This is a genomic window from Aliiroseovarius sp. S1339, from assembly GCF_023195695.1.
GTDB lineage: Bacteria > Pseudomonadota > Alphaproteobacteria > Rhodobacterales > Rhodobacteraceae > Aliiroseovarius.
The window spans coordinates 1-23,872 of record NZ_JALPQG010000005.1 but is presented as its reverse complement, the minus strand read 5'-3'; the positions used below and the strand labels follow the sequence as shown (position 1 = coordinate 23,872).

The 23,872-nt window shown below is 57.4% G+C and carries 26 protein-coding genes; 15 read left to right on the top strand and 11 right to left on the bottom strand.

What is annotated here, in order from left to right; translation table 11 throughout:
* Positions 1-19 precede the first annotated feature (19 nt).
* Positions 20-772 carry a DNA repair protein RecO gene (gene recO / locus MUY35_RS08605; RefSeq protein WP_248365815.1) on the top strand — a complete coding sequence of 251 codons (753 nt, stop codon included), beginning with the start codon at positions 20-22 and terminating at the stop codon, positions 770-772.
* Here recO and MUY35_RS08600 read toward each other — a convergent pair.
* Both MUY35_RS08600 and MUY35_RS08595 read right to left on the bottom strand, forming a co-directional pair.
* Entirely contained in the window at positions 763-1,161 is a 399-nt protein-coding gene (locus MUY35_RS08600; protein ID WP_248365813.1) for an META domain-containing protein, read from the bottom strand. The two genes, recO and MUY35_RS08600, sit on opposite strands and share 10 nt — an antisense overlap.
* Positions 1,162-1,201: 40 nt before the next feature.
* On the bottom strand, positions 1,202-1,762 hold the full coding sequence (locus tag MUY35_RS08595; protein ID WP_248365811.1) for a TetR/AcrR family transcriptional regulator: 561 nt from the start codon (positions 1,760-1,762) through the stop codon (positions 1,202-1,204).
* Positions 1,763-1,922: 160 nt separating this feature from the next.
* On the opposite strand from MUY35_RS08595, the gene MUY35_RS08590 reads away from it, so the two are divergent.
* Positions 1,923-2,342 (top strand): DUF3995 domain-containing protein, encoded by a 420-nt coding sequence (locus MUY35_RS08590; protein ID WP_248365809.1) that lies wholly within the window; start codon positions 1,923-1,925, stop codon positions 2,340-2,342.
* Here the strand turns inward: MUY35_RS08590 and MUY35_RS08585 are convergent.
* Positions 2,339-3,988, bottom strand: a complete 1,650-nt coding sequence (locus tag MUY35_RS08585; protein WP_248365807.1) for an acyl-CoA dehydrogenase family protein — start codon at positions 3,986-3,988, stop codon at positions 2,339-2,341. The two genes, MUY35_RS08590 and MUY35_RS08585, sit on opposite strands and share 4 nt — an antisense overlap.
* Positions 3,989-4,180: 192 nt before the next feature.
* Between MUY35_RS08585 and MUY35_RS08580 the strand changes: the two genes are divergently transcribed.
* Positions 4,181-4,948: a sulfite exporter TauE/SafE family protein gene (locus tag MUY35_RS08580; RefSeq protein WP_248365805.1), complete on the top strand. Its 768-nt coding sequence runs from the start codon at positions 4,181-4,183 to the stop codon at positions 4,946-4,948.
* A 60-nt stretch (positions 4,949-5,008) separates the two neighbouring features.
* On the opposite strand, the gene MUY35_RS08575 is transcribed toward MUY35_RS08580, so the two are convergent.
* Positions 5,009-6,607, bottom strand: coding sequence for a phosphoenolpyruvate carboxykinase (locus MUY35_RS08575; protein ID WP_248365803.1), 1,599 nt, complete (start codon positions 6,605-6,607; stop codon positions 5,009-5,011).
* A gap of 361 nt (positions 6,608-6,968) precedes the next feature.
* Between MUY35_RS08575 and MUY35_RS08570 the strand changes: the two genes are divergently transcribed.
* Genes MUY35_RS08570 through MUY35_RS08540 form a run of 7 tightly spaced genes read left to right on the top strand, consistent with a single transcriptional unit; the run spans position 6,969 to position 12,436 of the window.
* On the top strand, positions 6,969-7,673 hold the full coding sequence (locus tag MUY35_RS08570; protein ID WP_248365801.1) for a response regulator transcription factor: 705 nt from the start codon (positions 6,969-6,971) through the stop codon (positions 7,671-7,673).
* Between the two features lie 20 nt (positions 7,674-7,693).
* On the top strand, positions 7,694-9,481 hold the full coding sequence (locus MUY35_RS08565; protein ID WP_248365799.1) for a sensor histidine kinase: 1,788 nt from the start codon (positions 7,694-7,696) through the stop codon (positions 9,479-9,481).
* Positions 9,478-9,927, top strand: a complete 450-nt coding sequence (locus MUY35_RS08560) for an HPr kinase/phosphatase C-terminal domain-containing protein (RefSeq protein ID WP_248365797.1) — start codon at positions 9,478-9,480, stop codon at positions 9,925-9,927. The genes MUY35_RS08565 and MUY35_RS08560 overlap by 4 nt, the downstream gene beginning before the upstream one ends.
* Before the next feature lie 9 nt (positions 9,928-9,936).
* Positions 9,937-10,845 carry an RNase adapter RapZ gene (gene rapZ, locus MUY35_RS08555; protein WP_248365795.1) on the top strand — a complete coding sequence of 303 codons (909 nt, stop codon included), beginning with the start codon at positions 9,937-9,939 and terminating at the stop codon, positions 10,843-10,845.
* 5 nt (positions 10,846-10,850) lie between these two features.
* Positions 10,851-11,246 (top strand): PTS fructose transporter subunit IIA, encoded by a 396-nt coding sequence (locus tag MUY35_RS08550; RefSeq protein WP_248365788.1) that lies wholly within the window; start codon positions 10,851-10,853, stop codon positions 11,244-11,246.
* 3 nt (positions 11,247-11,249) lie between these two features.
* Positions 11,250-11,522 (top strand): HPr family phosphocarrier protein, encoded by a 273-nt coding sequence (locus MUY35_RS08545; RefSeq protein WP_248365786.1) that lies wholly within the window; start codon positions 11,250-11,252, stop codon positions 11,520-11,522.
* A 56-nt stretch (positions 11,523-11,578) separates the two neighbouring features.
* Positions 11,579-12,436, top strand: a complete 858-nt coding sequence (locus MUY35_RS08540; protein WP_248367221.1) for a 1-acyl-sn-glycerol-3-phosphate acyltransferase — start codon at positions 11,579-11,581, stop codon at positions 12,434-12,436.
* 22 nt (positions 12,437-12,458) lie between these two features.
* Here the strand turns inward: MUY35_RS08540 and MUY35_RS08535 are convergent, their stop codons facing one another.
* Entirely contained in the window at positions 12,459-13,334 is an 876-nt protein-coding gene (locus tag MUY35_RS08535) for a 3-hydroxybutyryl-CoA dehydrogenase (protein ID WP_248365778.1), read from the bottom strand.
* Between the two features lie 159 nt (positions 13,335-13,493).
* On the opposite strand from MUY35_RS08535, the gene MUY35_RS08530 reads away from it, so the two are divergent.
* Positions 13,494-14,321: a DUF6473 family protein gene (locus MUY35_RS08530; protein WP_248365776.1), complete on the top strand. Its 828-nt coding sequence runs from the start codon at positions 13,494-13,496 to the stop codon at positions 14,319-14,321.
* 66 nt (positions 14,322-14,387) lie between these two features.
* Here MUY35_RS08530 and MUY35_RS08525 read toward each other — a convergent pair whose 3' ends face one another.
* From MUY35_RS08525 to MUY35_RS08500, 6 genes are all read right to left on the bottom strand, one after another.
* Entirely contained in the window at positions 14,388-15,314 is a 927-nt protein-coding gene (locus tag MUY35_RS08525) for an FAD-binding protein (protein WP_247038593.1), read from the bottom strand.
* Positions 15,314-16,072, bottom strand: a complete 759-nt coding sequence (locus MUY35_RS08520) for an electron transfer flavoprotein subunit beta/FixA family protein (protein ID WP_248365774.1) — start codon at positions 16,070-16,072, stop codon at positions 15,314-15,316. The genes MUY35_RS08525 and MUY35_RS08520 overlap by 1 nt, the downstream gene beginning before the upstream one ends.
* Positions 16,073-16,278: 206 nt before the next feature.
* Complete coding sequence (locus tag MUY35_RS08515) at positions 16,279-16,851, bottom strand: cob(I)yrinic acid a,c-diamide adenosyltransferase (protein WP_248365772.1); 573 nt, start codon at positions 16,849-16,851, stop codon at positions 16,279-16,281.
* A complete protein-coding gene (locus MUY35_RS08510; protein WP_248365763.1) occupies positions 16,851-17,057 on the bottom strand; it encodes a twin transmembrane helix small protein in 207 nt (68 codons plus the stop codon). The genes MUY35_RS08515 and MUY35_RS08510 overlap by 1 nt, the downstream gene beginning before the upstream one ends.
* 76 nt (positions 17,058-17,133) lie before the next feature.
* Complete coding sequence (locus tag MUY35_RS08505; protein ID WP_248365761.1) at positions 17,134-17,970, bottom strand: SDR family NAD(P)-dependent oxidoreductase; 837 nt, start codon at positions 17,968-17,970, stop codon at positions 17,134-17,136.
* A 126-nt stretch (positions 17,971-18,096) separates the two neighbouring features.
* The gene (locus MUY35_RS08500) at positions 18,097-18,684 is read right to left on the bottom strand and encodes an SH3 domain-containing protein (RefSeq protein ID WP_248365744.1); all 588 of its coding nucleotides are present in this window, start codon (positions 18,682-18,684) and stop codon (positions 18,097-18,099) included.
* A gap of 237 nt (positions 18,685-18,921) precedes the next feature.
* Between MUY35_RS08500 and parC the strand changes: the two genes are divergently transcribed.
* The 4 genes from parC to MUY35_RS08480 all read left to right on the top strand — a co-directional run.
* On the top strand, positions 18,922-21,255 hold the full coding sequence (gene parC, locus MUY35_RS08495) for a DNA topoisomerase IV subunit A (RefSeq protein ID WP_248365742.1): 2,334 nt from the start codon (positions 18,922-18,924) through the stop codon (positions 21,253-21,255).
* A 3-nt stretch (positions 21,256-21,258) separates the two neighbouring features.
* A complete protein-coding gene (locus MUY35_RS08490; RefSeq protein WP_248365740.1) occupies positions 21,259-22,434 on the top strand; it encodes a DUF898 family protein in 1,176 nt (391 codons plus the stop codon).
* Positions 22,431-23,606 (top strand): M48 family metallopeptidase, encoded by a 1,176-nt coding sequence (locus tag MUY35_RS08485; protein WP_248365738.1) that lies wholly within the window; start codon positions 22,431-22,433, stop codon positions 23,604-23,606. The genes MUY35_RS08490 and MUY35_RS08485 overlap by 4 nt, the downstream gene beginning before the upstream one ends.
* Positions 23,607-23,778: 172 nt before the next feature.
* Positions 23,779-23,872, top strand: a 94-nt coding sequence (locus MUY35_RS08480; protein ID WP_002583150.1) for a GTP-binding protein, incomplete at its 3' end; no start/stop codon positions are given.

Here is a 23,872-nt window from a genome sequence, read left to right as displayed (position 1 = left end):
CGGCAGGAGGGTGACAGGCATGGATTGGCGGGACCAAGGCGCGCTTTTGTCCGTGCGTAAACACGGTGAAACCTCGGTGATCATCGACGTGTTCACGGAAAAACACGGGCGTCATGCGGGCGTCGTGCGCGGTGGGACAAGCCGCAAGATCGCCCCCATCTTGCAACCCGGCGCGCAGATTGATGTCGCTTGGCGCGCGCGGCTTGAAGAACACATTGGCAGTTATAATGTCGAGCCGATCCGCAGTCGGGCTAGTGTTTTGTCGGATCGCACAGCCCTTGCGGGATTGAATGCGGTCACGTCGCTGCTGACCTTTGCGCTGCCCGAACGCGAAGCGCACCCGGCGCTGTATCGTCAAACGCAAGCCATGTTGGACCTGTTGGGCGCGAATGAAGCTTGGCCGACCGCCTATCTTAAATGGGAACTCGCGTTGCTTGAGGAACTGGGCTTTGGGCTGGACCTATCTACCTGCGCCGTGACCGGATCGATGGATGATCTGGCCTATGTCTCGCCAAAAACAGGGCGGGCGGTGTCGGCTGAGGCGGCTGGTGAATGGGCTGATCGTCTGCTGCCATTGCCACCTGATCTATTGGGTGGGGGCAGTGGTGCGCGCGAAAACGTGGTTCAAGGTCTTGAAACCACAGGGTTTTTCCTAATCAACTGGTTGGCGCATTCGCACGGCAACAAACCCCTGCCCGACGCGCGCGCGCGGCTTGTTGATCGCCTGAAGCGCGAGGCGCGCGACGAACAGATTCGCGCGGATCAGCGTTGAGCTAAGAATACCATCTGGCGACCGGCTTCGTTTGACATGATCAACATATCGCCCGACGTCTCGACCTGGCGCATTTGCGTCAAAGCGGTGAAATAGTTGCTTTCTGCGTCCATATCCTCGCACGCCATGCGGGTCGCGGCGATGGGACCGATTTCGAACCACGGATAGGGCGCTTTTTGCTCACTTGAGTACGTATTGCACGGCGCCTGCCCGTTGATCAGCCCCGGTTTTGGGAAAGAGATTGTTGCGTCTGCGTCGAAGGGTTTTCGATCAATCTCAAGCAGCTTCCACACAGCTTTTCTGTCGGCAAAACCTGATATAGTTTCATCCTTGCACCCCACGAGAGTGAGAGCGGCGAGCGTCGCGGTGATTAGCAATGTATTTTTCATGCGCCCAACTTACGCCCGAAGTGGCGGTATGCCAACGCGATTAAGCGTCGCGGAGCGCAAGAATTGCGGCCATCAAGGTCGACATTGCGTTCTTATTGTCAAAGGTATCGGACGCCGACAGGGTTCCCATGCCGACATAGGCCCCATAGATGATCCGCGCGATGTCCGGGTTGGTCAGGTCCAATTCGCTTAGGATATCATTTAGAAAGGCCACCCGCTTTTGGTCTACTCGCTGTACGGCTTGGGAGACAATCGGGTTGCCATACGCCCACGCACGGATTGCAGGTTCTGCCGCGTCGCCACCATATTCTGGGCCCGCCGACACGGCGATATCGCCGAGTTGATACAGCCGCTTCACCGGGTCACTTTCCAAAGATAATTCCTGGGTGATTGCGTCGACCGATTGCTCTTCCCACAAGGCGAGCATGCGTTTGTGGAAATCGGGAACATCCTTGAAATGCCAATAAAATGAACCTTTTGTGGTCTTCAAAGCCCGCGCAAGGGGTTCTGCCTTAAGTGCGTCGGGTCCCTGAGACGCCAAGGCGCGAAAGCCTGCAAGGATCCAATCTTCTGCTTTCAGGCGTGTCTTTGTCTCTGACATTACATACTCCAAATCGCCACATACGGTGGCGTATTGACAACTTATTGAATTGGGTTACCATACGCAAGCGTATATATAAGGAAAGCCCTATGAAACAACCGCTTTTTGCCAACGCCGCGCTGACACTTCTAGCAGCACGCAATTTACCGGGGGATGTAACATGAGCGTGCTGGCATCCATCCTAATCGCGACGCTTCTTGTGATCGCAGCTATCCACATGGTTTGGGGCGCGGGTCTCACGTGGCCGGTGGCGAACGAAGCGCTATTGGCGCGCACAGTCGTCGGGCAGAAAGGTATCGCGCATATGCCGCCGGGTTGGGCGTCGTTTGCCGTCGCGGGCGCATTGGGCGTGGCGACCGTGATCACTGCTGACTTGATCGGATGGGTTGGCCTGCTACCCAGTTGGATCACTCGCGGCGCGGTCTGGATGATGGTTGCGGTCTTCGCGATCAGAGGCGCGGCGAGCTATGTGCTTGCGCTGCTACGAGTGCCGGTGGAAGAGCCGTTCGCACGGCTAGACCTGATCTTGTATGGCCCGCTTTGCTTGGCGATCGCCGCCGGACTTTGGGTGCTGCTTTAAGCCAAAAGGCGACGCGCAATCACCTGCGCCTGAATTTCGGCCGCGCCCTCGAAGATGTTCAAAATACGAGCGTCGCAGAGTACGCGGCTGATCTGGTATTCCAGCGCGAATCCGTTGCCACCATGGATTTGTAGCGCGTTGTCTGCACAGGCCCACGCAACGCGGGCGCCCAGAAGTTTCGCCATACCAGCCTCAAGATCACAGCGCTGGTCGTGGTCCTTTTCCCACGCCGAAAAATAGGTCAGCTGACGCGCCACCATGATTTCAACCGCCATCATTGCCAGCTTGTTGGCGACGCGCGGGAAGTTAATCAGGGACTTGCCGAACTGCTTGCGGTCCTCGGCATATTGCATCCCGATTTCCAGCGCGTTCTGCGCCACGCCGATGGCGCGGGCGGCTGTTTGAATGCGTGCGGCCTCGAACGTTTTCATCAACTGCTTGAAGCCTTGACCTTCCTCGCCGCCCAGAAGGTTTTCACCTTTCACTTTGAAGCCGTCAAAGGCCAGTTCAAATTCTTTCATACCACGATATCCCAGCACCTCGATCTCGCCGCCGGTCATGCCATCGGAGGGAAAGGGGTTTTCATCGTCGCCGGGCTGTTTTTCAGCCAGAAACATCGACAGGCCGCGATGGTCGGTTGAATTCGGATCGGTGCGCGCCAACAGGGTCATGACATGGGTGCGCGCGGCGTGGGTGATCCAGGTTTTGTTGCCGGTCACTTCGTAGTCACCGTCGGCGTTTTTCACCGCACGGGCGCGCAAAGATCCAAGATCGGACCCGGTGTTCGGCTCGGTAAATACGGCTGTGGGCAGGATTTCTGTGGACGCGATTTTGGGAAGCCACAGTTCCTTCTGTGCGTCGGTGCCACCCGCAAGGATCAACTCGGCTGCAATCTCGGACCGCGTGCCCAGCGAGCCAACGCCGATGTAGCCCCGTGAGAGTTCTTCGGACACCACTACCATCGAGGCCTTCGACAAACCCATACCGCCGTATTCCTCGGGGATGGTCAGGCCGAACACGCCCATCTCCGCCAACTCTTCAAGGATTTCCATCGGAATATAGTCATCCTTCAGGTGCCACTCATGCGCATTCGGAACGACCCTGTCATCGGCGTAGCGGCGGAACGTCTCGCGAATCATCTCAAGCTCTTCTTCAAGACCTGATGCGCCGAACGTGGCGTGCCCAGCATTATCGCGCATTAATTCAACCAATCGCGTGCGGGCGGCTTGGCTGTTGCCGTTGGCGAGCAGCGTGTTGATCGCGTCGGTGTCCAGTGCCGCTGCGTCTAAACCCATATCCGACAGGCGCGCGAACTCGTTCTGGCTCATCATGATACCGCCCTTCATCTGGGCGAGGTATTCACCGAAGGCGATTTGCAGGATCAGCTTTTCCATCTCGCCCAAACGACCTTCATCGTTCAAGCGGCTGGCCCAGGCGTTCATCTGGCGCAGGCTTTCGGTATAGGTGGCAAACCACGACAGCGCGTGCGCCGCGGCCTGATGATCTTCCAGCTTCGCACCGGATATCCGGTCGCCATCGGACACCACTTCGCGGACCGAGGTCTTGGCCGCTTCAAAAACGGTTTCGACCGGCGTTAAAGCATCTGCCGTGAGGGTCAAAAGATTGTCGATCAGGACGCCTGTCATCACTGTCTCCTGTCATAGGATTGGCCGGGATTCGGCTGGGTATTTCGCACTTGCAGAGAAATAATCACTTTGCAGGTGCAGCGCAATAAAAATACGAAAACGTAATTGTAAACGAACAATAGTGACGCAAAAATTTCTCTACTGCGCCTGCAGATTGGCTTCGGTAAAAGGAAGTGAACAGGATTGGATCCCATGGGAATAGTGGCAGAGCTATCGCAGATGACCCTTCTTCTGGCCGCGCTGGTTGCCCTTTGTGCAGGCTTTGTGAAGGGCGCAGTGGGGTTTGGAATGCCGCTGATCATGATTTCAGGTCTGGCGACGATGCTGCCTGCAGAACTCGCCTTGGCCGCTTTGATTGTGCCGACCGTCGTGACCAACGGATATCAAGCCTTCCGGCACGGTTTTCTAGAAGCCTGGAGGGCGGTCGAGAGGTTTCGCATCTTCCTGATCGCATTGTTGGTGTTTCTGACACTTAGCGCTCAGTTGGTTACCGTCTTGTCGCAGTCATTGCTGTTTATCATCATTGGTGTGCCGGTCGTGGCCTTCTGCCTGTTGCAGCTGAGCGGTTGGAAACCGACCCTGAAACCTGAGAACCGCACGCGAGATGAAGGTCTGATCGGCGCGTTTGCGGGCGTATCGGGTGGTTTGTCAGGGGTCTGGGGGCCGCCGACCATCGCCTATCTGACCGCCATAAATACCCCCAAAGCAGAACAGATGCGGGTTCAGGGCGTGATCTATGGGGTGGGGGCAGTTGCTCTTTTCGCGGCGCATTTGAAATCTGGCGTTTTGAACACACAGACGATCCCCTTATCCGTTGCCCTGTTGGTTCCAGCGATAGCGGGGATGTTTTTGGGAGGGCTACTGCATGATAAGATGCCTCAGGCGACGTTCAAACGAGCGACGTTGATTGTATTGACTGTCGCTGGGTTGAACCTCATCCGACGGGGGCTGTGGGGGTAGTTTGAACGCAAAACGCGCCCCGGAAATCGAGGCGCGTTTGTGAGCGTATCGAAATGCCGTTTAGCCGATTGCGACGGCTTTCACGTCGTCGTCGATATCGCCTTCGTATTGAACGAAGTTTTTTGCAAACATGTCGACCAGCTTTTGGGCCTGTGCGTCATAGGCTGCTGTGTCTTGCCATGTGCGGCGCGGGTCCAGCAAAAGATCTGGCACGCCTTCGACGGTCACCGGCACCTCAAAACCGAAGCTGTCATCCTTGCGAAATTCAGATTTTGCAAGGGACCCGTCCAGCGCGGCGGTCAATAGCGCACGGGTGGCACGAATTGGCATCCGTGACCCGGTGCCATAAGCCCCCCCGGTCCAACCGGTGTTGACCAGCCAACACGTCGCGCCGTGCTTTGCGATCTTGTCGCGCAGAAGCGCGCCGTATTCAGCCGGGCGGCGCGGCATGAAGGGTGCGCCAAAGCATGTCGAGAATGTCGGCTCGGGCTCGGTCACGCCCTTCTCGGTGCCCGCGACCTTTGAGGTGAAGCCTGACAGGAAGTGATACATTGCCTGTGCCGGTGTCAGCCGCGCGATTGGGGGCAGAACGCCAAACGCATCGCACGTCAGCATGATGATGTTCTTGGGATGTCCGCCAATGGCCGATTTCGACGCATTGGCGATGTAATGCAGCGGATAGGCACAGCGCATGTTCGCGGTCAGGCTGTCATCTTCGAAATCGAGTTCTTTGGTCTCTTCGTCAAAGACCATATTCTCGATCACGGTCGCAAACTTGGTGGTCGTGGCATAGATCTCGGGCTCGGCCTCGGCAGACAAGTTTATGGTCTTGGCATAGCAGCCACCTTCAAAGTTGAAGGTGCCGGTGTCTGACCAGCCGTGTTCATCATCGCCAATCAGTGTGCGTTCGGGATCGGCGGATAGGGTCGTCTTGCCAGTGCCCGAAAGGCCGAAGAAAATCGCGGTATCGACCGGATTGCTTTTTGCATGGTTGGCCGAGCAATGCATCGGCATCACGCCTTTTTGCGGCAGCAGATAGTTCAGAAGCGTGAAGACAGACTTCTTGTTTTCGCCTGCATACTCGGTGCCACCGATCAAAATGGTCTTGCGGTCGAAGTTCAGCGCGATGACCGTTTCAGACCGGCAACCGTGGCGTTTCGCGTCAGCCTTGAATGATGGGCAGTTGATGATGGTGAACTCGGGATCGAAATTGTCCAGTTCGTCGCGGTCGGGGCGGCGCAGCATGTGGCGAATAAACAGTCCGTGCCAGGCAAGCTCGGTCACAAGGCGCACATCCAGCCGATAAGCGGGATCAGCCCCACCGAACAAGTCTTGCACGTAATAGTCCTTGCCCTTCATATGGTCGAGCATGTCGTCGTACAGGACGTCGAACTTGGCAGGGTCCATTGGCGGGTTGTTTTCCCACCAGATATGCGGCTCGACGCTGGGCGTTTTGACGACGAATTTGTCCTTGGGCGAACGGCCCGTGTGCTTGCCGGTCGTGACCAGCAACGCACCGCCCTGTCCCAGACACCCCTCGCCACGCTCCAGCGCGGCTTCGATCAGAGCAGGCTCCATCAAGTTGTAATAGATATTGCCAAGCCCCTTGATACCTTGGTCTTCCAAGCGGCGTACTGGGTTCACCCGTCCAGTGGTCATATTATGCTCCTGTCGCCGATCCGTTTGCGTCCGGCGTGTTTTGGTTTCACATGAGACCGCGCGACCCGGGCCACGCGCGCCGACCCTCATGTGAACGAGGGACGGTATTCGCCCTATAACATGGCGTCTTTCCAATGGAACAGGTCGCTTTGGCGCAGTTAGCGCAACCAAGGACGTGTTTGCGCAATCATCTTGCGTAAGCTGCTGGGAAGTAATGCCTTAAATTCGCCTGCATTTTGCGTAATTCGTTGCGCGCGCGCCAGCATGGATTAACGATTCGCAGTTCCTTGTTGATTCGCATGGCCGAAAACAGGACAATGCCCCAAAATAAAACTGAAATGAGCAGGGCAAGGAGACCACTATGTCGAGGATCGCATTGGTGGACGATGACAGGAACATCCTGACATCCGTCGCAATGACACTCGAGGCCGAGGGCTTCGAGGTGGAGACCTATAACGATGGTCAAAGCGCACTTGATGCGTTTATGCAGCGAATGCCGGATATGGCTGTGCTGGACGTCAAGATGCCCCGAATGGACGGGATGGATCTGTTGCAGCGCTTGCGCCAGAAAACCAAAACCATGCCGGTGATATTTCTGACGTCCAAGGATGACGAGATCGACGAGGTGCTGGGGCTGCGGATGGGGGCGGACGATTATGTCACGAAACCCTTCAGTCAACGGCTTCTGGTCGAACGCATCCGCGCGCTTCTGCGCCGACAAGAGGTGATCGCCAAGGATGACGCGGGCGACGTCGAAGAAAGCAAATCGCTTGTTCGCGGCGAACTGACGATGGACCCTCTGCGCCATGCGGTGGCTTGGAAGGGCAAAGACGTGTCGCTGACCGTGACCGAGTTTCTGCTGCTTCAAGCGCTGGCGCAACGGCCCGGCTTCGTTAAAAGTCGCGATCAGTTGATGGATGTGGCTTATGACGATCAGGTCTATGTCGACGACCGAACCATCGACAGCCATATCAAACGCTTGCGCAAGAAGATGCGCACAGCTGATGATGATTTCTCGGCGATCGAAACACTGTACGGCATTGGTTATCGTTATAACGAGGAATAGCGCCAGGTGCGTTTGACAAGATGGTGACAAAGGTGAAGGACACCAAAGCCACATCCCGAGGTGATCTAGTTCTGGGCGAAGACTGGGTCTCGCCAAGTGGCGAGATGGACTTCGAGCTGCACGATAAGCGTGCGCAACGGGGTATGATTGCGATCAACCGGTCGCCATTGGCCCGGAAAATCATCACCTTTAATCTGCTTGGATTGGTGGTTTTGGTTGCGGGTGTTCTGTATCTGAATCCGTTTCGCGACAGCCTTCTGATCCAGCGGGAACGCGGGTTGGTGGTCGAAGCCGAATTGATCGCCGATGTGTTCGAAGCCCAGTTGGTACAGGCCAGCGACAATCAGGCCGTGGCCACGCCGGAGGGCGACGAGGTTCTGTTTCCAGAAAGTGAAGCTGTGGCAGAAACCGCCGCAGCTGTCGACGCTGTTGCGCCCAACTATGCCGAGACACTGTCAGATTTGCAGTTGCCGGTCGGTCTGGAAGTTTTCGTTTTCGACGCAGACGAGGCGCTGCTTGCCCGGTCCGTGGGTGTACCGCAGGCCGAGCCGACTCCGGTTGATGGGCTAAGGCGCGACGTGGGATCGACCATCATCACAGACCTGCTGAACTCTGTTTGGGAGGGTGTTTCGGGCATTATCGCGAAAGGTGATGGTCAATCCTTACCGCTGGACACCGAGGTGATGGCGCGGACGTTGTATCCCGGTGCCATGAATGGCGCGACGCGGGTATCAAACGGGGTGGATGCAAACGGCGGCACGGTGTTTTCAGTTGCGACACCCATTTTGCAAGACGGAGTGCCTGTGGGCGTGGTGGCGATTACCAGCGCGACCGGCGAGCTGGATTTGCTGGTCCGGGCCGAACGTGAGCAGTTATTGCAGATGTTTGTCATCGCTATTCTGGTTTCTATTGGGCTGAGCCTCGTTTTGGCCTCGACCATCGCGAACCCCTTGTCGGACCTCGCCGCCGCCGCCGAGCTGGGGCGCGACAAGGACACCAACAGTGCGCGCACCGGGCGTGTTCGCATCCCTGACCTGACCGCCCGCCCTGATGAAATCGGCCGTCTGTCTGGCGCGCTGCGGGGCATGGTCGCCGCGCTATATGACCGGATCGATTCAAACGAACAATTTGCGGCAGATGTGGCACACGAGATCAAGAACCCGTTGGCAAGCCTGCGGTCTGCGATCGGCACATTGCGTCTGGCCAAGAAAGATGAACATCGCGGCAAGCTTTTGGATGTGATTGACCATGATGTGCGCCGACTGGACAGGCTGGTCAGCGATATCTCGAACGCTTCGCGGCTGGACAGCGAGTTGGTGAAGGAAGAGGAGGAATCCTTCAACCTTCTGAAAATGCTTCACAACCTGACTGAATATTTGGGCAACGAGGGCAGCGACAAGGGCGTCGAGTTTATCACTGACCTTCCGCCGGACCCGATCTTCATCCGGGGGCTTGAAGCGCGACTTGCGCAGGTCTTTGTAAACCTGATCACCAACGCGCTTAGCTTCTGCGACGAAGGCGATGCCATCCGCGTCTGGGCGCGTCGGCGCGAGAACCGCGTGTTGGTGGTGATCGAAGACACAGGCCCCGGCATCCCCGAGCAGGCCTTGAACCAGATTTTCAAGCGTTTCTATTCCGAACGCCCCGAAAACCAGTTTGGCAATAATTCAGGCCTTGGGTTGGCAATTTCGAAACAGATCGTCGAAGCACATGGCGGCGTGATCTGGGCTGAAAATATCCGTCCGACCGATGCCGATGTCACCTCGGACCCGCTGGGTGCGCGGTTTGTGGTTGGCCTACCGGTTTGAGCGAAGGCGGCGTTACCGGGCCTCTCGGCTTCCACGCCACAACGATAGCGGTTGGCGAGTCTGCCGCGATGATCACCGGCCCGTCGGGGTCTGGAAAATCCTCATTGGCGCTTGAACTGATCGGTCTTGGCGCAAAGCTCGTTGCGGATGATCTGAGCTTGGTGGAGCTGAAAAATGATGTTTTGCACGTGCTTGCACCCGATCGGCTTCAGGGCGTGATCGAGGCGCGCGGCGTGGGGCTGATCCACGTTCCGTGGATATCTTCTGCCCGGCTGCAGCTTGTCGTTGATCTGTCCGAGAATGAACTGGAGCGCCACCCGCAGTCACATCGGGTCACAACTGTTGCCGGATGCGACATCGACCTTGTTTTGCGGGTTGACGCGCCCTATTTCGCATGTGCCGTATACCATTTGCTGCGCAATGGCGGATATGCCGAAACAAGTTAGGCGATGATGATGACTGACAATACCACCAGTGCTGGGCAGAAAGTCGTTCTGGTCACCGGACCTTCGGGCGCGGGGCGGACCACGGCGATCCGCGTGCTGGAAGATATCGGCTATGAGGTTATCGACAATCTGCCGCTGTCACTGATCGGTCGGGTGCTGGCTGGGCCTGCCTTGGACCATCCGCTGGCGCTGGGCGTGGATGTTCGCAATCGTGATTTCTCGACCGAGATGATGTTGCAGGTGATCGAAGACCTGCGTGAAGACGATAACCATGATGTCGAGGTGCTGTATCTGGATTGTTCGCGCGATGTGTTGATCCGCCGCTATTCGGAAACGCGCCGGCGCCACCCGCTGGCCCCCGCTGAAACACCTGATCACGGCATCACTCGCGAGATCGAGCTGCTGGTACCCGTGCGCGGTCGTGCGGATGTGTTGATTGATACCTCGGACCTGTCGCCACACGATCTGAAAGAAGACCTGATGCGATGGCTGTCGCAGTCGGGGGCGGAAAATCTGGCCGTGTCAGTTCATTCATTTTCATACAAACGCGGCGTGCCACGCGGGCTTGATATGGTTCTGGACGCGCGTTTTCTGCGCAACCCGCATTGGGAACCGGCGCTGCGGATGCTGGATGGTCGCGCCGAGGAAGTGGCCGACTATGTATCCAAGGACCCACGGTTCGACGAATTCTTCACGCGAGTCGCGGAACTGGTCGAATTTTTGATCCCCGCCTATGGCGACGAGGGCAAATCGCATCTGGCTATCGGGTTTGGATGTACCGGAGGGCAACACCGCTCTGTTGCCCTGACGGAAAGATTGGCAAAGACGCTTGCACACAAGGGCTGGCAAGTGTCAATTAGACATCGGGAATTGGAACGCCGCGCCGAAGCGGGGCAGGCGTCGAAGCAGTCGGGGTAACGAGCGTGATCGGTATCGTGATCGTCGCGCATGGCGGGCTTGCCAGGGAATATCTGGCAGCTGTCGAACATGTGGTCGGCAAGTTGAAGGGTGTGCGCGCTATATCGACCGCGGCGGATTGTGACCGCGACGGTAAGCAGGACGAAATCGCCAAAGCGGCGGACGCTGTCGATCAAGGTGATGGGGTCGTGGTGGTGGTCGATATGTTCGGGGGATCACCCGCCAACCTGTCGCTTCCGGCCTGCTGCAAAGCTGACCGAAAAATCCTTTATGGTGCCAATCTTCCCATGCTGGTCAAGTTAGCAAAGACCCGACATCTGCCAATTGACATGTCCACACGTAAGGCGCTTGCAGCGGGGCGAAAATACATCGACTGTATCGATGGTATACAGGAGGTCTAACGCATGAGCGCCAGCCGCGAATTGGAGATCGTCAACGTCAAAGGATTGCACGCGCGTGCGTCCGCGAAATTTGTTGATACAGTCGAAAGCCATGAAGCGTCCGCGCGCGTATCTAAAGACGGGATTGATGCTGAGGGGGACTCGATCATGGGTCTTTTGATGCTCGCGGCCTCGCAGGGCACCAAGATCCACGTCGAAACATCGGGTCCGCAAGCTGCTGAGTTGATGAATGCTCTGACCGATCTGGTTGCCGACAAGTTCGGCGAAGGCATGTAAGGCGCGTGTCGGTGGTGAGAATGGGACAGGACGTCGTGAACAACGTTGAAAGCGAAATGGTCAATGGCGGGCAGGAAGACCTGTCTCACGACCATTATGATCGCCGCAACCTGACCTATGCCAATTCGCTGAACAACCCGATCCAGTCCCTTATTATTCGCGTCGTCGAATGGTTCACCGGCAAGGTTTCGATCCTGCGAATGGTGCGCAAGCTCGAGAAACGCGGCGCGCCGAAAGGGCAGGCGTTCTGGGGTGCGTGTCTGGATGTAATGGGCATTCGGGTCGAAACCCCGGACGCACAGCTGCAGAATATTCCCTTGGATGGCCCGGTCATCGCGGTCGCCAATCACCCACACGGGCTGGTGGACGGGATGGTTCTGGCCGAACTGATCGGCCGCCGCAGACAGGATTACCGCATCCTCAGCCGCTCGGTCTTGGATGGGCTGGATCAGGTCGCGTCGTCCTATATGATCCCGGTGCCGTTCCCGCATGACCCTGATGCGCAACAAAAAATGGTCGAGATGCGATCAATGACCATGGCGCATTTGAAGGCCGGGGGACTGGTGACGTTATTTCCGTCAGGCGTTGTCGCGTCGTCCGATACGTTGACCGGCCCCGCGATCGAACGGGAATGGAACGTTTTCACAGCCCAACTGATCCGCCGGTCCGGCGCAAAAGTCGTGCCGATCTTCTTTCCCGGTGCAAACTCGCGCTGGTATCAAATGGCCAACCGCCTGTCGGCCACAATGCGACAGGCTTTGCTTCTGCACGAGATCGTGCGCAGCTGCAACGAGCCGAAAAATCCAGTCATTGGCTCGGTTTTGACTGATCAGCAGATGGCAAAACTGCACACCAATCCGCGTGGTTTCATGACGTGGTTACGGGCACATACGCTGGCGTTAGGCAAAAGCTGAACCAGATGTGGCGCGCCACGAGTTACCGGGTCGGCACAGGCGTTTCACCGCGATAATCATAAAATCCGCGCTTCGACTTGCGACCCAACCATCCAGCTTCGACATATTTGGTCAACAGGGGGCAGGGCCGGTATTTCGTGTCCGCCAACCCGTCATGCAGCACGTTCATGATCGCAAGGCAGGTGTCCAGCCCGATGAAATCGGCCAACTCCAACGGTCCCATCGGATGGTTGGCCCCCAATTTCAACGATGTGTCGATGCTTTTGACGGACCCCACGCCTTCGTAAAGGGTATAAACAGCTTCGTTGATCATCGGCATCAGGATGCGGTTGACGATAAAGGCTGGGAAATCTTCGGCGCTGGCCGCGGTCTTTCCGAGCCGCTCAACAACAGCATGGCACGCCTTGAATGTCGGCTCGTCCGTGGCGATGCCGCGGATCAGTTCCACAAGTTGCATCACCGGAACAGGGTTCATGAAGTGGAAACCCATAAACCGTTCTGGCCGATCCGTGCCGCTGGCAAGTCGGGTGATCGAGATGGACGAGGTGTTTGACGTCAAAATCGTCTCAGGCTTCAGGTGCGGCAAAAGCCCATCGAAAATCTTCTTTTTCAAGGCTTCGTTTTCAGTTGCGGCCTCGATGATCAGATCTGTCGATCCAATATCGGGCAGCTTCATCGTGGTCGAGATCAGACCCATCGCTTTGTCGCGATCATCCGAGGTGATCGCCTCGCGCGCGACTTGCCGCTCCATGTTCTTCGCAATGCGAGCCACAGCTGCGTCCAGACTGTCTTGGCTGATGTCGTTAAGGCGGACCTCGTACCCCGCCAGAGCCATAACATGCGCGATGCCGTTGCCCATTTGTCCGGCGCCTACGATGCCAATCGTCTCGATGCTCATCTCGTCCCTTTCATTGTTCTGCAACAGAGTATGCGGCGGCGCGGCGGGCGCGCAAGGGTTAAGCGCGCCTTAAGGGAATTACCTGCATTTGAAGATTAGCCAATTGGAAACCGCATTGTGCGAATCATCGCATGGGTGAAAATTATTGGAGTGGGTGGAATGGTTTACGATACCTTGGGGAAGGGCCCCCTGAATTACCAATTGTGCAGACACGGCACGTCGAAAATCCTGTTTCGTGGCCCCAAGAAGAAACTGACGAGCCCGTATATTGCTGTGCTGGGCGGGACCGAAACCTATGGCAAATATGTCGAACACCCCTACCCAGACCTGTTGCAGCTGGAACTTGGAATGCAAGTGGCCAACTTTGGGTGTCTAAATGCTGGTGTGGATGCTTTTTTGCACGATTACGGCGTGCTAACGCTCAGCAACAAAGCCCGTGTCACGGTGCTTCAGGTGACGGGCGCGCATAACATGTCGAATCGATTTTATGCCGTCCACCCGCGGCGCAATGATAGGTTTTTGCGCGGCTCGAACCTGTTGAAAGACCTGTATGGCGAAATTGATTTTACTGAGTTCAATTTCACCCGCCACCTTCTGTCGGCGTTGCGTGAAACATCGGTAGACCGGTTCGCCTTGGTCGTAGAAGAATTGCGCACCGCGTGGGTCGCCCGAATGAAGCTTCTGATCTCAAAGTTGGATTGCGACATCGTACTGTTGTGGCTGGCGGATCACCGGATCAAGGATGGTGGTGCGAACGGCTTTTACGGCTCTGACCCGTTGTTCGTTGATCAACAGATGATGCAGGCGGTTGCGCCCTTCGTGCGCGAAGTCGTTGAAATTGTGCCAACCCAGCAAGAGATGGACGAGGGGCGCGAAGGTCTGGTCTATGCCGATATGGACGAACCTGCCACGCGTGACATGCTGGGCATGATCGCCCACCGCAGGGCCAGTCGCGCGCTGCATGATGCAGTTGATCGCATTATCTGAGACTGGATCGAAGGAAAAAGGCCCGCCGGGCTGGGCGGGCCTTTCAATTATGGTCTGCTCAAGTGATCAGAGCTTTTCAGTCAGCGCTGGCACAGCGTCGAACAGGTCGGCGACCAGACCGAAGTCGGCCACCTGAAAGATCGGTGCTTCCTCGTCTTTGTTGATCGCGACAATTATCTTCGAATCCTTCATGCCAGCCAAGTGCTGGATCGCGCCGGAAATACCGACCGCGATGTAAAGATCCGGGGCGACAACCTTGCCGGTCTGACCAACCTGCCAGTCGTTCGGGGCGTAACCCGAGTCGACCGCTGCACGCGAGGCACCAACGGCGGCACCCAGCTTGTCAGCCAGCTTCTCGATCAGCGCGAAGTCATCTTCCGAGCCAACACCACGCCCACCGGACACGACAACACCAGCCGAGGTCAGTTCGGGCCGGTCGCTTTCGGCAACCTTGTCTTCGACCCATTCCGACAGACCGGGGTTATCAGCGGCCGATACGGTCTCAACCGAAGCCGACCCGCCTTCGCCAGCCGCATCAAAGGTCGAGGTGCGGAAGGTGATGACCTTCTTGGCGTCCGACGATTTGACCGTCTGAACGGCGTTACCCGCATAGATCGGGCGTTCAAACGTATTGGCGTCAACCACGCCCGATGCGTCCGAGATCACCATGACGTCCAGAAGTGCTGCCACTCGGGGCATCACGTTCTTGGCGTCGGTGGTGGCTGGGGCGACGATATGTTCGTAGTCGCCAGCCAGCGAGACGATCAGCGCGGCTGTGGATTCAGCCAGCCGATGACCCAGCGAGGGGTCTTCGGCGACCAGCACCTTCGACACTCCGTCGATTTTTGCGGCAGCGTCGCCAGCAGCGGCGGCAGATGCGCCAGCGGCCAGAACCGTCACGTCACCCAGTGCTTTCGCGGCGGTGACAGCCTTGGCGGTGGCGTCCATCGCCAGTTCGCCATTGTTGACTTCTGCGAGAAGAAGAACAGCCATTATACAGCCCCCGCTTCTTTAAGTTTCTCTACCAATTCGTCAACCGAACCCACGATGATGCCTGCGGCACGCGCGGCAGGTTCGGTGGTCGAAACGATCTCAAGGCGCGGTGTGACGTCGACGCCGTAATCGGCGGCGGTTTTTTCGTCCAGCGGCTTTTTCTTGGCCTTCATGATGTTGGGCAGCGACGCATAGCGCGGCTCGTTCAGGCGAAGGTCAACGGTGACGATTGACGGCATGTTGACCTTGATGGTCTGAAGACCGCCGTCCACTTCGCGGGTCACAACAGCCTTGTCGCCGTCGATGTCCAGTTCAGAGGCAAACGTGCCTTGCGACCAGCCCAGCAGGGCCGACAGCATTTGGCCGGTGGCGTTCATGTCGTTGTCGATGGCTTGCTTGCCGGCCAGAACAAGGCCCGGCTGCTCTTCTTCCACGACTTTCGCCAAAATCTTGGCCACGGCCAGCGGTTCGATGTCGTTATGAACATCATCAGCAGCAACCACCAGAATGGCGCGGTCAGCGCCCATCGCCAGCGCGGTGCGCAGCGTTTCCTGGCTTTGCTTTACGCCGATCGACACGACGACAATCTCGTCGGCCTTACCGGCTTCTTTCAGGCGGATGGCCTCTTCGACGGCAATCTCGTCAAAAGGGTTCATCGACATTTTTACGTTTGCAAGATCGACACCCGATCCGTCCGCTTTCACACGAACCTTCACGTTGTAGTCAATCACGCGCTTCACAGGCACAAGCACCTTCATTGGCGTGTATCTCCCAATTAAGCCCCGGATGGGGCGGTCTCAGTTCTTCTCCCGTTTACCGGGTCGGGGGCGCCGAAAACAGCGCAAAATCGTCACGTTCTGCCTTAAGGACGCCGCGTTCTATCGTTTTGGCCGCGATTCATTGCGAGAATGTTTCCGCTGTTCGGCATCCAAGGGGTTTTGCCGCGCCAGGGCTGGAAGCCGACTTAGCGGTTCGCGCCCGGCACCCAAAGCACATCCGACTTGCCGTCGTCATTTGCCACGCGTGACGCGACGAAGCACCAATCTGACAGACGGTTGAGGTATTTGACCGCGGCCGGGTTCACATCTTCTTGCGTCGCAAGTTCCGTGGCCATGCGTTCCGCGCGGCGGCTGACGGTGCGGGCCAGATGCAGATGAGCGGCCAGCGCGGACCCGCCGGGCAAGACGAAACTGCGCAGCGGTTCCAGCGCCTTGTTCATCGCGTCGATCTCGGCCTCGAGCCGGTCAACCTGCGCGTCAACCATCCGAAGGGGCGGGTATTCAGCCGTATCGTCTTTGTCCATATGCGGGCGGCACAGGTCTGCGCCCAGATCAAACAGGTCGTTCTGGATGCGGGCAAGGGCGGCGTCCATGTCACCGTCTGCATGAAGGCGCACAAGACCAATCGTGGCATTGGTTTCATCCACTGTGCCGTAGGCATCAACGCGGGCCGAATGTTTTGGCACGCGCGAGCCATCGCCCAGAGCCGTTTCACCTTTGTCGCCGGTGCGGGTGTATATCTTGTTCAGGACAACCATCAGCCGTTTCCTCCTCTTAGCCAGACGAACAGCAAGATCAGTGCGATCGCGATGGCTTGTGCATAAATTCGATACCGCATGAATCGGTTCGAGTGCTTACGCGATGTCTCTCCGCCGATGCCGAACGTGCCGATTCCCATAAACAGAATAATGGCAACGCCGCCAACCGCGACAACAACTAAGACAAAAAGCGGATCGTCGAACATGCTGCTTCCTTGGGTCAGTGCATTGCGTTTCAGATAGCCCCGAAACCGCCAGATTGCGAGGGCAAATCCGCGGCGTTCACCCGTTCGGCGTTACGCGGTCACCAAAGCGGGTCGACAACAGCCGACGCGCAATCCCAGCGATCCGCGTGGCCGTCGTGACGTAATAGCGGGGCTTGGGGCGAGGACTTTCCAGCGCGTGGATCAGTTTATCGGTGACGGCAGAGGCCGGCAGTTCGAACGTGTCTGGCGTGCCGCTGTCGTCATAAAGCCGTTCACGCAATTTGTGATACAGCCCTGATCGTGCGCTGTTTTCCCAATCAATCCAGCGTTCGAAATGCGGTTGCGCGTTTTGGCGAATATTCGAGGTGATCGGGCCGGGTTCAATAAGGATCACCTTTATTTTGGTTCCCCGCATCTCAAGCCGCAATGTGTCGGTCAGCCCTTCAAGTGCGAATTTCGTCGCCACGTAAGCGCCGCGCCAAGGCAGGGCGGCGAAGCCAAGAACTGACGAATTGTTGATGATCCGGCCATGGCCCTGCGCCCGCATCACCGGAATCGCCAAGCGTGTCAGGTGGTGATAGCCGAACAGGTTGGTTTCAAAGATCAGCCGCAGCGCATTCGTCGGCAGGTCTTCGACGGCGCCGGGGATCGCGAAAGCGCCGTTGTTGAACAGCGCGTCCAGCGTGCCGCCAGTGCGATCCAGCGCCTCGGCCATTGCGGCCTCCATGTTTGCCTCGTCGGCGTGGTCCAGAAGGAAACTTTCCAGCCCTTCGGCGCGCAGGCGTTCGCAATCAGCCTCTTTCCGGCAGGTGGCAAAGACGCGCCAGCCGCGTTTGGCTAAGGTGTGTGCTGCATCATACCCGATGCCCGATGAGCAGCCGGTGATAAGGATAGATTTGCCTGAAGTTTTCATGGTGGGGTCCTGTGCGCGTGCAGGCGACACTTAAGTCGGCAGAAAAAGTTGGGGTCAACGAAAAACGACGCGCCCTTATGTTCGGGCACGTCGTTTGGTGCGTTTAATTCTAGGTTGGCAGCCCGCTCAGGATTGCGGTGCCAGAAATTTTGAGGCCATGAAGCCGCGCGCGCCCGTGTCCACGACTTTGATCTGGCTCCAGCCCCCGCCGACAGGGCCCATATCGAAGACTTCTGTACCGCGCGAGAGCTTCGCAACCACGCCGTGGCCTGTCGAAGGCCCGGCGCGCATGTTCACCGCACTGCCGCTGACCAAGGCAGTTGGCAGCGCACCAGATATGTTGTTTCGGACGGCCGCGGGCGTCGGCTTTGTCGCTTTTGACGCCATCAGGCGGGCGGCAGCTTCTGCAATTTCTGCGGGCGTTTGCGGCACGGTCGCGCTTGTCAGAGTGACCGGAACTGCAACCAAACGTGTTTGCTTTGGCGGTACGACAGCAGGAGCGGCATTTGCAGTTGCAATAACCTCGCCCTGCGCAGTCTCGGGCGATGCTGCGATCCCCGCATCAAGCACGGCGGATACGGGCAGGATTGTTTCTTGCGCGATTGTTGGTTCGCGCCCAATGCGGTCGGCAGGCAGATCACCGTCCCGTCCAAATTGGACCATCGAGATGCCAATAACACCAATCGTCAGGCAACTTAGTTTAATAATTCCCACAATACTTCCCCTTAACCATGTACCCTTGACGAGATCTTTTTGATCTTCTGTTCGACTATTTAACGCACAAACCCTTGCTCGGTTTCGATTGCCAGTCCCTTACCGACATGATTCAAGCAGGAGTTCGTCTAGTTGGTGTTAAAAAGAACACCGAGCTATCTAAAATAATAGGGGAAAGATAAGCATCCTTTCCCGCAGTAGCTTTACCCTTCCAACAGCACTCGATACACATCATTTATGACCGATTTGACCGATGACAGCAATAAAAACTCCCTCTCTATATCAGAGCCGCTTCGCCGTGCCATTGGTGATCGCTATCTGACCTATGCCCTGTCCACGATCATGCACCGGGCTTTGCCTGATGCGCGGGACGGGCTGAAGCCGGTGCACCGCCGCATCCTTTACGCGATGTCGCGTCTGAAACTGGCATCCGGTGGTAAGTTCCTGAAATCAGCTAAGATTTCTGGCGATACGATGGGGGATTTTCACCCGCACGGCGACGCTGCGATCTATGACGCGATGGCGCGTTTGGCACAGGATTTCGCGGTGCGTTATCCGCTTGTCGACGGGCAGGGCAACTTCGGCAATATCGACGGCGACAACCCCGCCGCCAGCCGGTACACAGAAGCGCGGATGACCTTTGTCGCCGAGGCGATGTTGAACGGGCTGGACGAAAACGCCGTCGATTATCGTGACAATTACGATGGCCGCCTGACCGAACCGGTCGTTTTACCTGCCGAGTTTCCGAATCTGTTGGCCAACGGCTCGTCCGGCATTGCGGTCGGCATGGCCACCAATATCCCGCCCCATAACATCGCCGAATTGATCGACGCCTGCCTGCATCTGATCAAGGTGCCGGATGCGCGCGACGATACACTGTTGAACTATGTGCCCGGCCCTGATTTTCCGACCGGCGGTGTGATCGTCGAGCCGTCTGAAAACATTGCGCAGGCTTACCGCACCGGGCGTGGATCGTTCCGTCTGCGCTGCAAATGGGAGGTCGAGGATCTGGGCCGCGGTCAGTGGCAGATCGTCGTGACCGAGATTCCGTATCAGGTTCAGAAATCGAAACTGATCGAAAAGATTGCCGAGGTGATCCAGACCAAGAAGGTTCCGATCCTTGGTGATATTCGTGATGAAAGTGCCGATGACGTTCGGATCGTGCTGGAGCCGAAATCCAAGAACGTGGATGCCGAGCTTCTGATGAACCTGATGTTCCGCAACTCGGACCTTGAGACGCGGTTCAGTCTGAACATGAACGTGCTGATCGATGGTGTGACGCCCAAGGTCTGCTCGATGAAAGAGGTGCTGCGCGCCTTCCTTGATCACCGCCGCGATGTGCTGTTGCGCCGCTCTGTTCATCGGATGGAAAAGATCGACCACCGGCTTGAAGTGTTGGAAGGCTTCATCGTCGCGTTCCTGAACCTTGATCGCGTGATCGACATCATCCGTTACGACGACGACCCGAAAGCCGCGCTAATGCGCGAGGATTGGGGCCGCGACCACGTTCGCGCCATGAACGAGTCAGACTATGTGAGCCCTGCGCCGGGCGAAGGTGAACTGTCCGAAGTTCAGGCCGAAGCGATCCTGAACATGCGTCTGCGCAGCTTGCGCCGTCTAGAAGAAATCGAGCTTGTCCGCGAGCGTGACAAGCTGATGGAAGAACGCGCTGGGCTTGAAGACTTGTTGGACAGCGACGACCTGCAATGGACGCGGATTTCCGACCAGTTGAAAGAAACCAAGAAGCTGTTTGGCAAGAATTACGAAGGCGGTGCCCGTCGCACCCAATTTGCCGAGGCGGGCGTGGTCGAAGACGTGCCGCTGGAAGCGATGATCGAGAAGGAGCCGATCACGGTCGTCTGCTCGCAAATGGGCTGGATTCGCGCGATGTCGGGTCACATTGATCTGTCGCGCGAGTTGAAATTCCGCGACGGCGACGCCCCCCGCTTCGTTTTCCACGCTGAAACAACCGACAAGCTTCTGGTGTTTGATTCGCAAGGTAAATTCTTCACGCTGTCGGCGGCAAACCTGCCTGGCGGGCGCGGTATGGGTGAACCCCTGCGCCTGATGGTCGACATGCCGAACGAGGCCGAGATTGTGGACCTGTTCATTCACCAGCCGGGACGACGCCTTCTTGTCGCCTCGAACGAGGGGAACGGCTTTATCGTCAACGAAGATGACGTTCTGGCGCAAACCAAGAACGGCAAACAGGTTCTGAACGTGGGCGGCGCAACTGCCAGAATTTGCAAGCCCGTCGATGGCGACCACGTGGCTGTAATCTCGCAAAATCGCAAACTTCTGGTGTTCCCGGTTGCCGAGATTAACGAGATGACGCGCGGCAAGGGTGTCAGGCTTCAGAAATACAACAGCGCACGGGGCAAACAGGGGGTGCTTGAACTGGATGGCGGGCTGTCGGACATCAAGACGTTTGACTTGGATGCGGGCTTGTCCTGGCCAGCAACCGGCGACCGCACGCGGACCGAGCCTGACATGTCGCCTTGGTTGGGCAAACGTGCCGGGGTTGGCAAAGCGCCGCCGCATGGCTTCCCGCGCGACAACAAGTTCGACTAACGGATGCCGCCGGCCAGACTAAATATCACCTATTCAGGCCGAAAAGGCCCGATGCTGGGGCTGGCCCTCAAGACCGGTATCCTGACCATCCTGACGCTTGGCTTCTATCGGTTCTGGGCCAAGACCCGCCTTCGCCGTTATTACTGGAGCGCCATTCGCCCCGGCGGCATCCCCTTGGAATATGTCGGCGACCCGCTTGAAAAGCTGCTGGGATTTCTGGTCGCCGTGGTGTTCATGGCGTTCTATATCGGTGTGGTGAACCTGATATTGATGTATTTCAGCTTTACACTGTTTAAGGGCAACGTCGCGGCCTATCTTCTCAGCTTTGTCGGGCTGGCACCGATCATTTTTTTTGCTCAGTATCGCGCGCGCCGATATATTCTGGCCCGCACCCGCTGGCGCGGCATCCGATTTGGTCTGGAGCCGGGCGCATGGGGCTATGCGTGGCGCGCCATTGTGCATTGGGTGCTGGCGGCGTTGACCGTTGGGCTGTCATGGCCCCTGACCACACTTTGGCTTGAGAAATACAAGGTCGGCCATACCTATTATGGTGATCAGGTTTTCATTCAGGGCGGGCGTCGCGGCCTGCTGTTCGGTTCGATGAAGCACATCTATTATCCACTTGGCCTGTCCGCGGTGGCGGGCGTTATGGGCGCGCTGTCTGAAAATCCGGCATGGTTTGCGATGTTCTTGCTGACCGGTCCATGGCTTGTCTATGGTTTGGCCTATTGGCGCGCCGACAGCTTCAAACGCATGACCGAGGCGAAAGAACTCGGGCCAATGCGATTTCGCACGGCCCCGCGACCTTGGGCGATTGTCGGTATCTATGCGCTGGGCTGGTTGTTGATCTATCTGGTGTTCACCGGTTTGGTGCTGATCTTAATGGGGGTCGCTGTCATGATTGTCGGCGGCAGGGGTTTTGATGTCGAGAACATCGAACAGTTCGAGACGGCTTTGGCGGCCGGCGCGCCTGTATTGATACTGGCCTACTTCACCATTTTTCTGGGATATCGCGCGATGACCCATGCTTGGATAACGCTGCCAATCGCGGCACATTTCGCCGAAGTGACCCAACTCGTGAGCGCCGATGACCTGCACCTGATTGCGCAGCGGGACCGTGATGAGTTTGCCGAAGCCGAAGGCTTTGCTGAAGCCTTGGATGTGGGGGCAGCGATTTGAACCATACACAGGACCAGCCCTCGGGCTTTGCCGATTTCGTTGCCGGAGAACGTGCCGTGCTGACGCGTGTGTCCGTGCGCGAACTGCCCGATGGATTGGAGCTTATGTTACCGGATGGTCAGCCGCTTATTTGGCAATGGTCCGATCTGCGACGCCTGCCGGATCAGGCCGACAGAGATGCATTGGTGATCGGTCGGTCGGGGGACATGGTCGCGCGACTGTATCTTCGGGATGAGGGTTTGCGAAAGGACGTCCAATCGCGTGCCCCGCACCTGAAAAAGCGCGATCGGACCATTTCATTGTCAAAGCTTGCGGTTTGGGTCAGCGGGGCGGCGGCATCGGTCGCGGCGATCATCTTTTTCCTTGTCCCGGTGATGGCCGCACAGCTCGCGGTGATGCTGCCGCCTGAAGGCGAAAAGGCTTTGGGCGACACCACGTTCGAACAAATCCGCATGGCGCTGAATGAAACAGGGCTGGGCGTCACGCCCATCTGCGAAGGGTCCGCGGGAAATGCGGCGATGCAGGCAATGTATGACCGTCTCAATCCTACATCTGATCTGCCTTACGATGTGCAGATCCACGTTCTTGATCATGATATGGTCAATGCTTTTGCTTTGCCCGGTGGGCGTATCGTCTTTTTTCGTGGATTGATAGAACAGGCGGAGAACCCGGAGGAGGTCGCCGCCGTTCTGGCACACGAAATAGGCCATGTCGTGAACCGCGACCCGACCCGCGATGCATTGCGTTCGGCTGGCTCTCTGGGGGTGCTGGGTCTGTTGTTTGGCGATTTTGCAGGCGGAACAATTGCCTTGTTTCTAGCCAACCAGTTGATCAACGCGTCCTACAGTCAAACCGCCGAGGCGACGGCGGACGACTATGCCCACGACCTTCTGGATAATGCAGGTGTTTCACCCGCAGCGCTGGGCACGATGTTTGAGCGTTTGCGCGAAGAACATGGTGACGCCGAAGGTATCGTGGCGCACTTCATGTCGCATCCACAGATGGGCAAGCGGATTGCAGCGGCACAGGCAGCGGTCGTGGAAGGCCGAAATTACGGCTCAATTCTTGATGAAGGCGAGTGGCAGTCTTTGCGGACGGTCTGTGGCGGTGCGGCCCCAGTGCAATCCGACCCCGAAACCATGGACAAGAAGACTTGGTCCCGGGATGATTAACGCTGCGATGTAAGGCTGTTCGACGCCGCGACCAAACCCAAATGAAACAATCGTGGCTTTCGCACCAATCCGCGTTCGGGAAGTCTTGATTTTCCCTGCGCGACCGAGTAGTGAGCGCGCGATAATGAATCCGGGTTCGGCGGAACCCCATCAGATACAAGGCTTATGGCACATGGCTAAGGAAAAGTTTGAACGCTCCAAACCGCACGTCAACATTGGCACGATTGGCCACGTTGACCACGGCAAAACGACGCTGACGGCGGCGA

Excerpts from the sequence above, each read along its gene's own strand:
- MUY35_RS08585 (WP_248365807.1), bottom strand. The coding sequence starts at position 3,988 with ATGACAGGCGTCCTGATCGACAATCTTTTGACCCTCACGGCAGATGCT.
- MUY35_RS08490 (WP_248365740.1), top strand. The coding sequence starts at position 21,259 with ATGCCGCCGGCCAGACTAAATATCACCTATTCAGGCCGAAAAGGCCCG.
- MUY35_RS08530 (WP_248365776.1), top strand. The coding sequence starts at position 13,494 with ATGGTTTACGATACCTTGGGGAAGGGCCCCCTGAATTACCAATTGTGC.
- MUY35_RS08540 (WP_248367221.1), top strand. The coding sequence starts at position 11,579 with ATGGTCAATGGCGGGCAGGAAGACCTGTCTCACGACCATTATGATCGC.
- MUY35_RS08515 (WP_248365772.1), bottom strand. The coding sequence starts at position 16,851 with ATGGTTGTCCTGAACAAGATATACACCCGCACCGGCGACAAAGGTGAA.
- MUY35_RS08505 (WP_248365761.1), bottom strand. The coding sequence starts at position 17,970 with ATGAAAACTTCAGGCAAATCTATCCTTATCACCGGCTGCTCATCGGGC.
- parC (WP_248365742.1), top strand. The coding sequence starts at position 18,922 with ATGACCGATTTGACCGATGACAGCAATAAAAACTCCCTCTCTATATCA.
- MUY35_RS08545 (WP_248365786.1), top strand. The coding sequence starts at position 11,250 with ATGAGCGCCAGCCGCGAATTGGAGATCGTCAACGTCAAAGGATTGCAC.
- MUY35_RS08510 (WP_248365763.1), bottom strand. The coding sequence starts at position 17,057 with ATGTTCGACGATCCGCTTTTTGTCTTAGTTGTTGTCGCGGTTGGCGGC.
- recO (WP_248365815.1), top strand. The coding sequence starts at position 20 with ATGGATTGGCGGGACCAAGGCGCGCTTTTGTCCGTGCGTAAACACGGT.
- MUY35_RS08575 (WP_248365803.1), bottom strand. The coding sequence starts at position 6,607 with ATGACCACTGGACGGGTGAACCCAGTACGCCGCTTGGAAGACCAAGGT.
- MUY35_RS08600 (WP_248365813.1), bottom strand. The coding sequence starts at position 1,161 with ATGAAAAATACATTGCTAATCACCGCGACGCTCGCCGCTCTCACTCTC.
- MUY35_RS08520 (WP_248365774.1), bottom strand. The coding sequence starts at position 16,072 with ATGAAGGTGCTTGTGCCTGTGAAGCGCGTGATTGACTACAACGTGAAG.
- MUY35_RS08580 (WP_248365805.1), top strand. The coding sequence starts at position 4,181 with ATGGGAATAGTGGCAGAGCTATCGCAGATGACCCTTCTTCTGGCCGCG.
- MUY35_RS08590 (WP_248365809.1), top strand. The coding sequence starts at position 1,923 with ATGAGCGTGCTGGCATCCATCCTAATCGCGACGCTTCTTGTGATCGCA.
- MUY35_RS08565 (WP_248365799.1), top strand. The coding sequence starts at position 7,694 with ATGGTGACAAAGGTGAAGGACACCAAAGCCACATCCCGAGGTGATCTA.
- MUY35_RS08570 (WP_248365801.1), top strand. The coding sequence starts at position 6,969 with ATGTCGAGGATCGCATTGGTGGACGATGACAGGAACATCCTGACATCC.
- MUY35_RS08535 (WP_248365778.1), bottom strand. The coding sequence starts at position 13,334 with ATGAGCATCGAGACGATTGGCATCGTAGGCGCCGGACAAATGGGCAAC.
- MUY35_RS08595 (WP_248365811.1), bottom strand. The coding sequence starts at position 1,762 with ATGTCAGAGACAAAGACACGCCTGAAAGCAGAAGATTGGATCCTTGCA.
- MUY35_RS08525 (WP_247038593.1), bottom strand. The coding sequence starts at position 15,314 with ATGGCTGTTCTTCTTCTCGCAGAAGTCAACAATGGCGAACTGGCGATG.
- rapZ (WP_248365795.1), top strand. The coding sequence starts at position 9,937 with ATGACTGACAATACCACCAGTGCTGGGCAGAAAGTCGTTCTGGTCACC.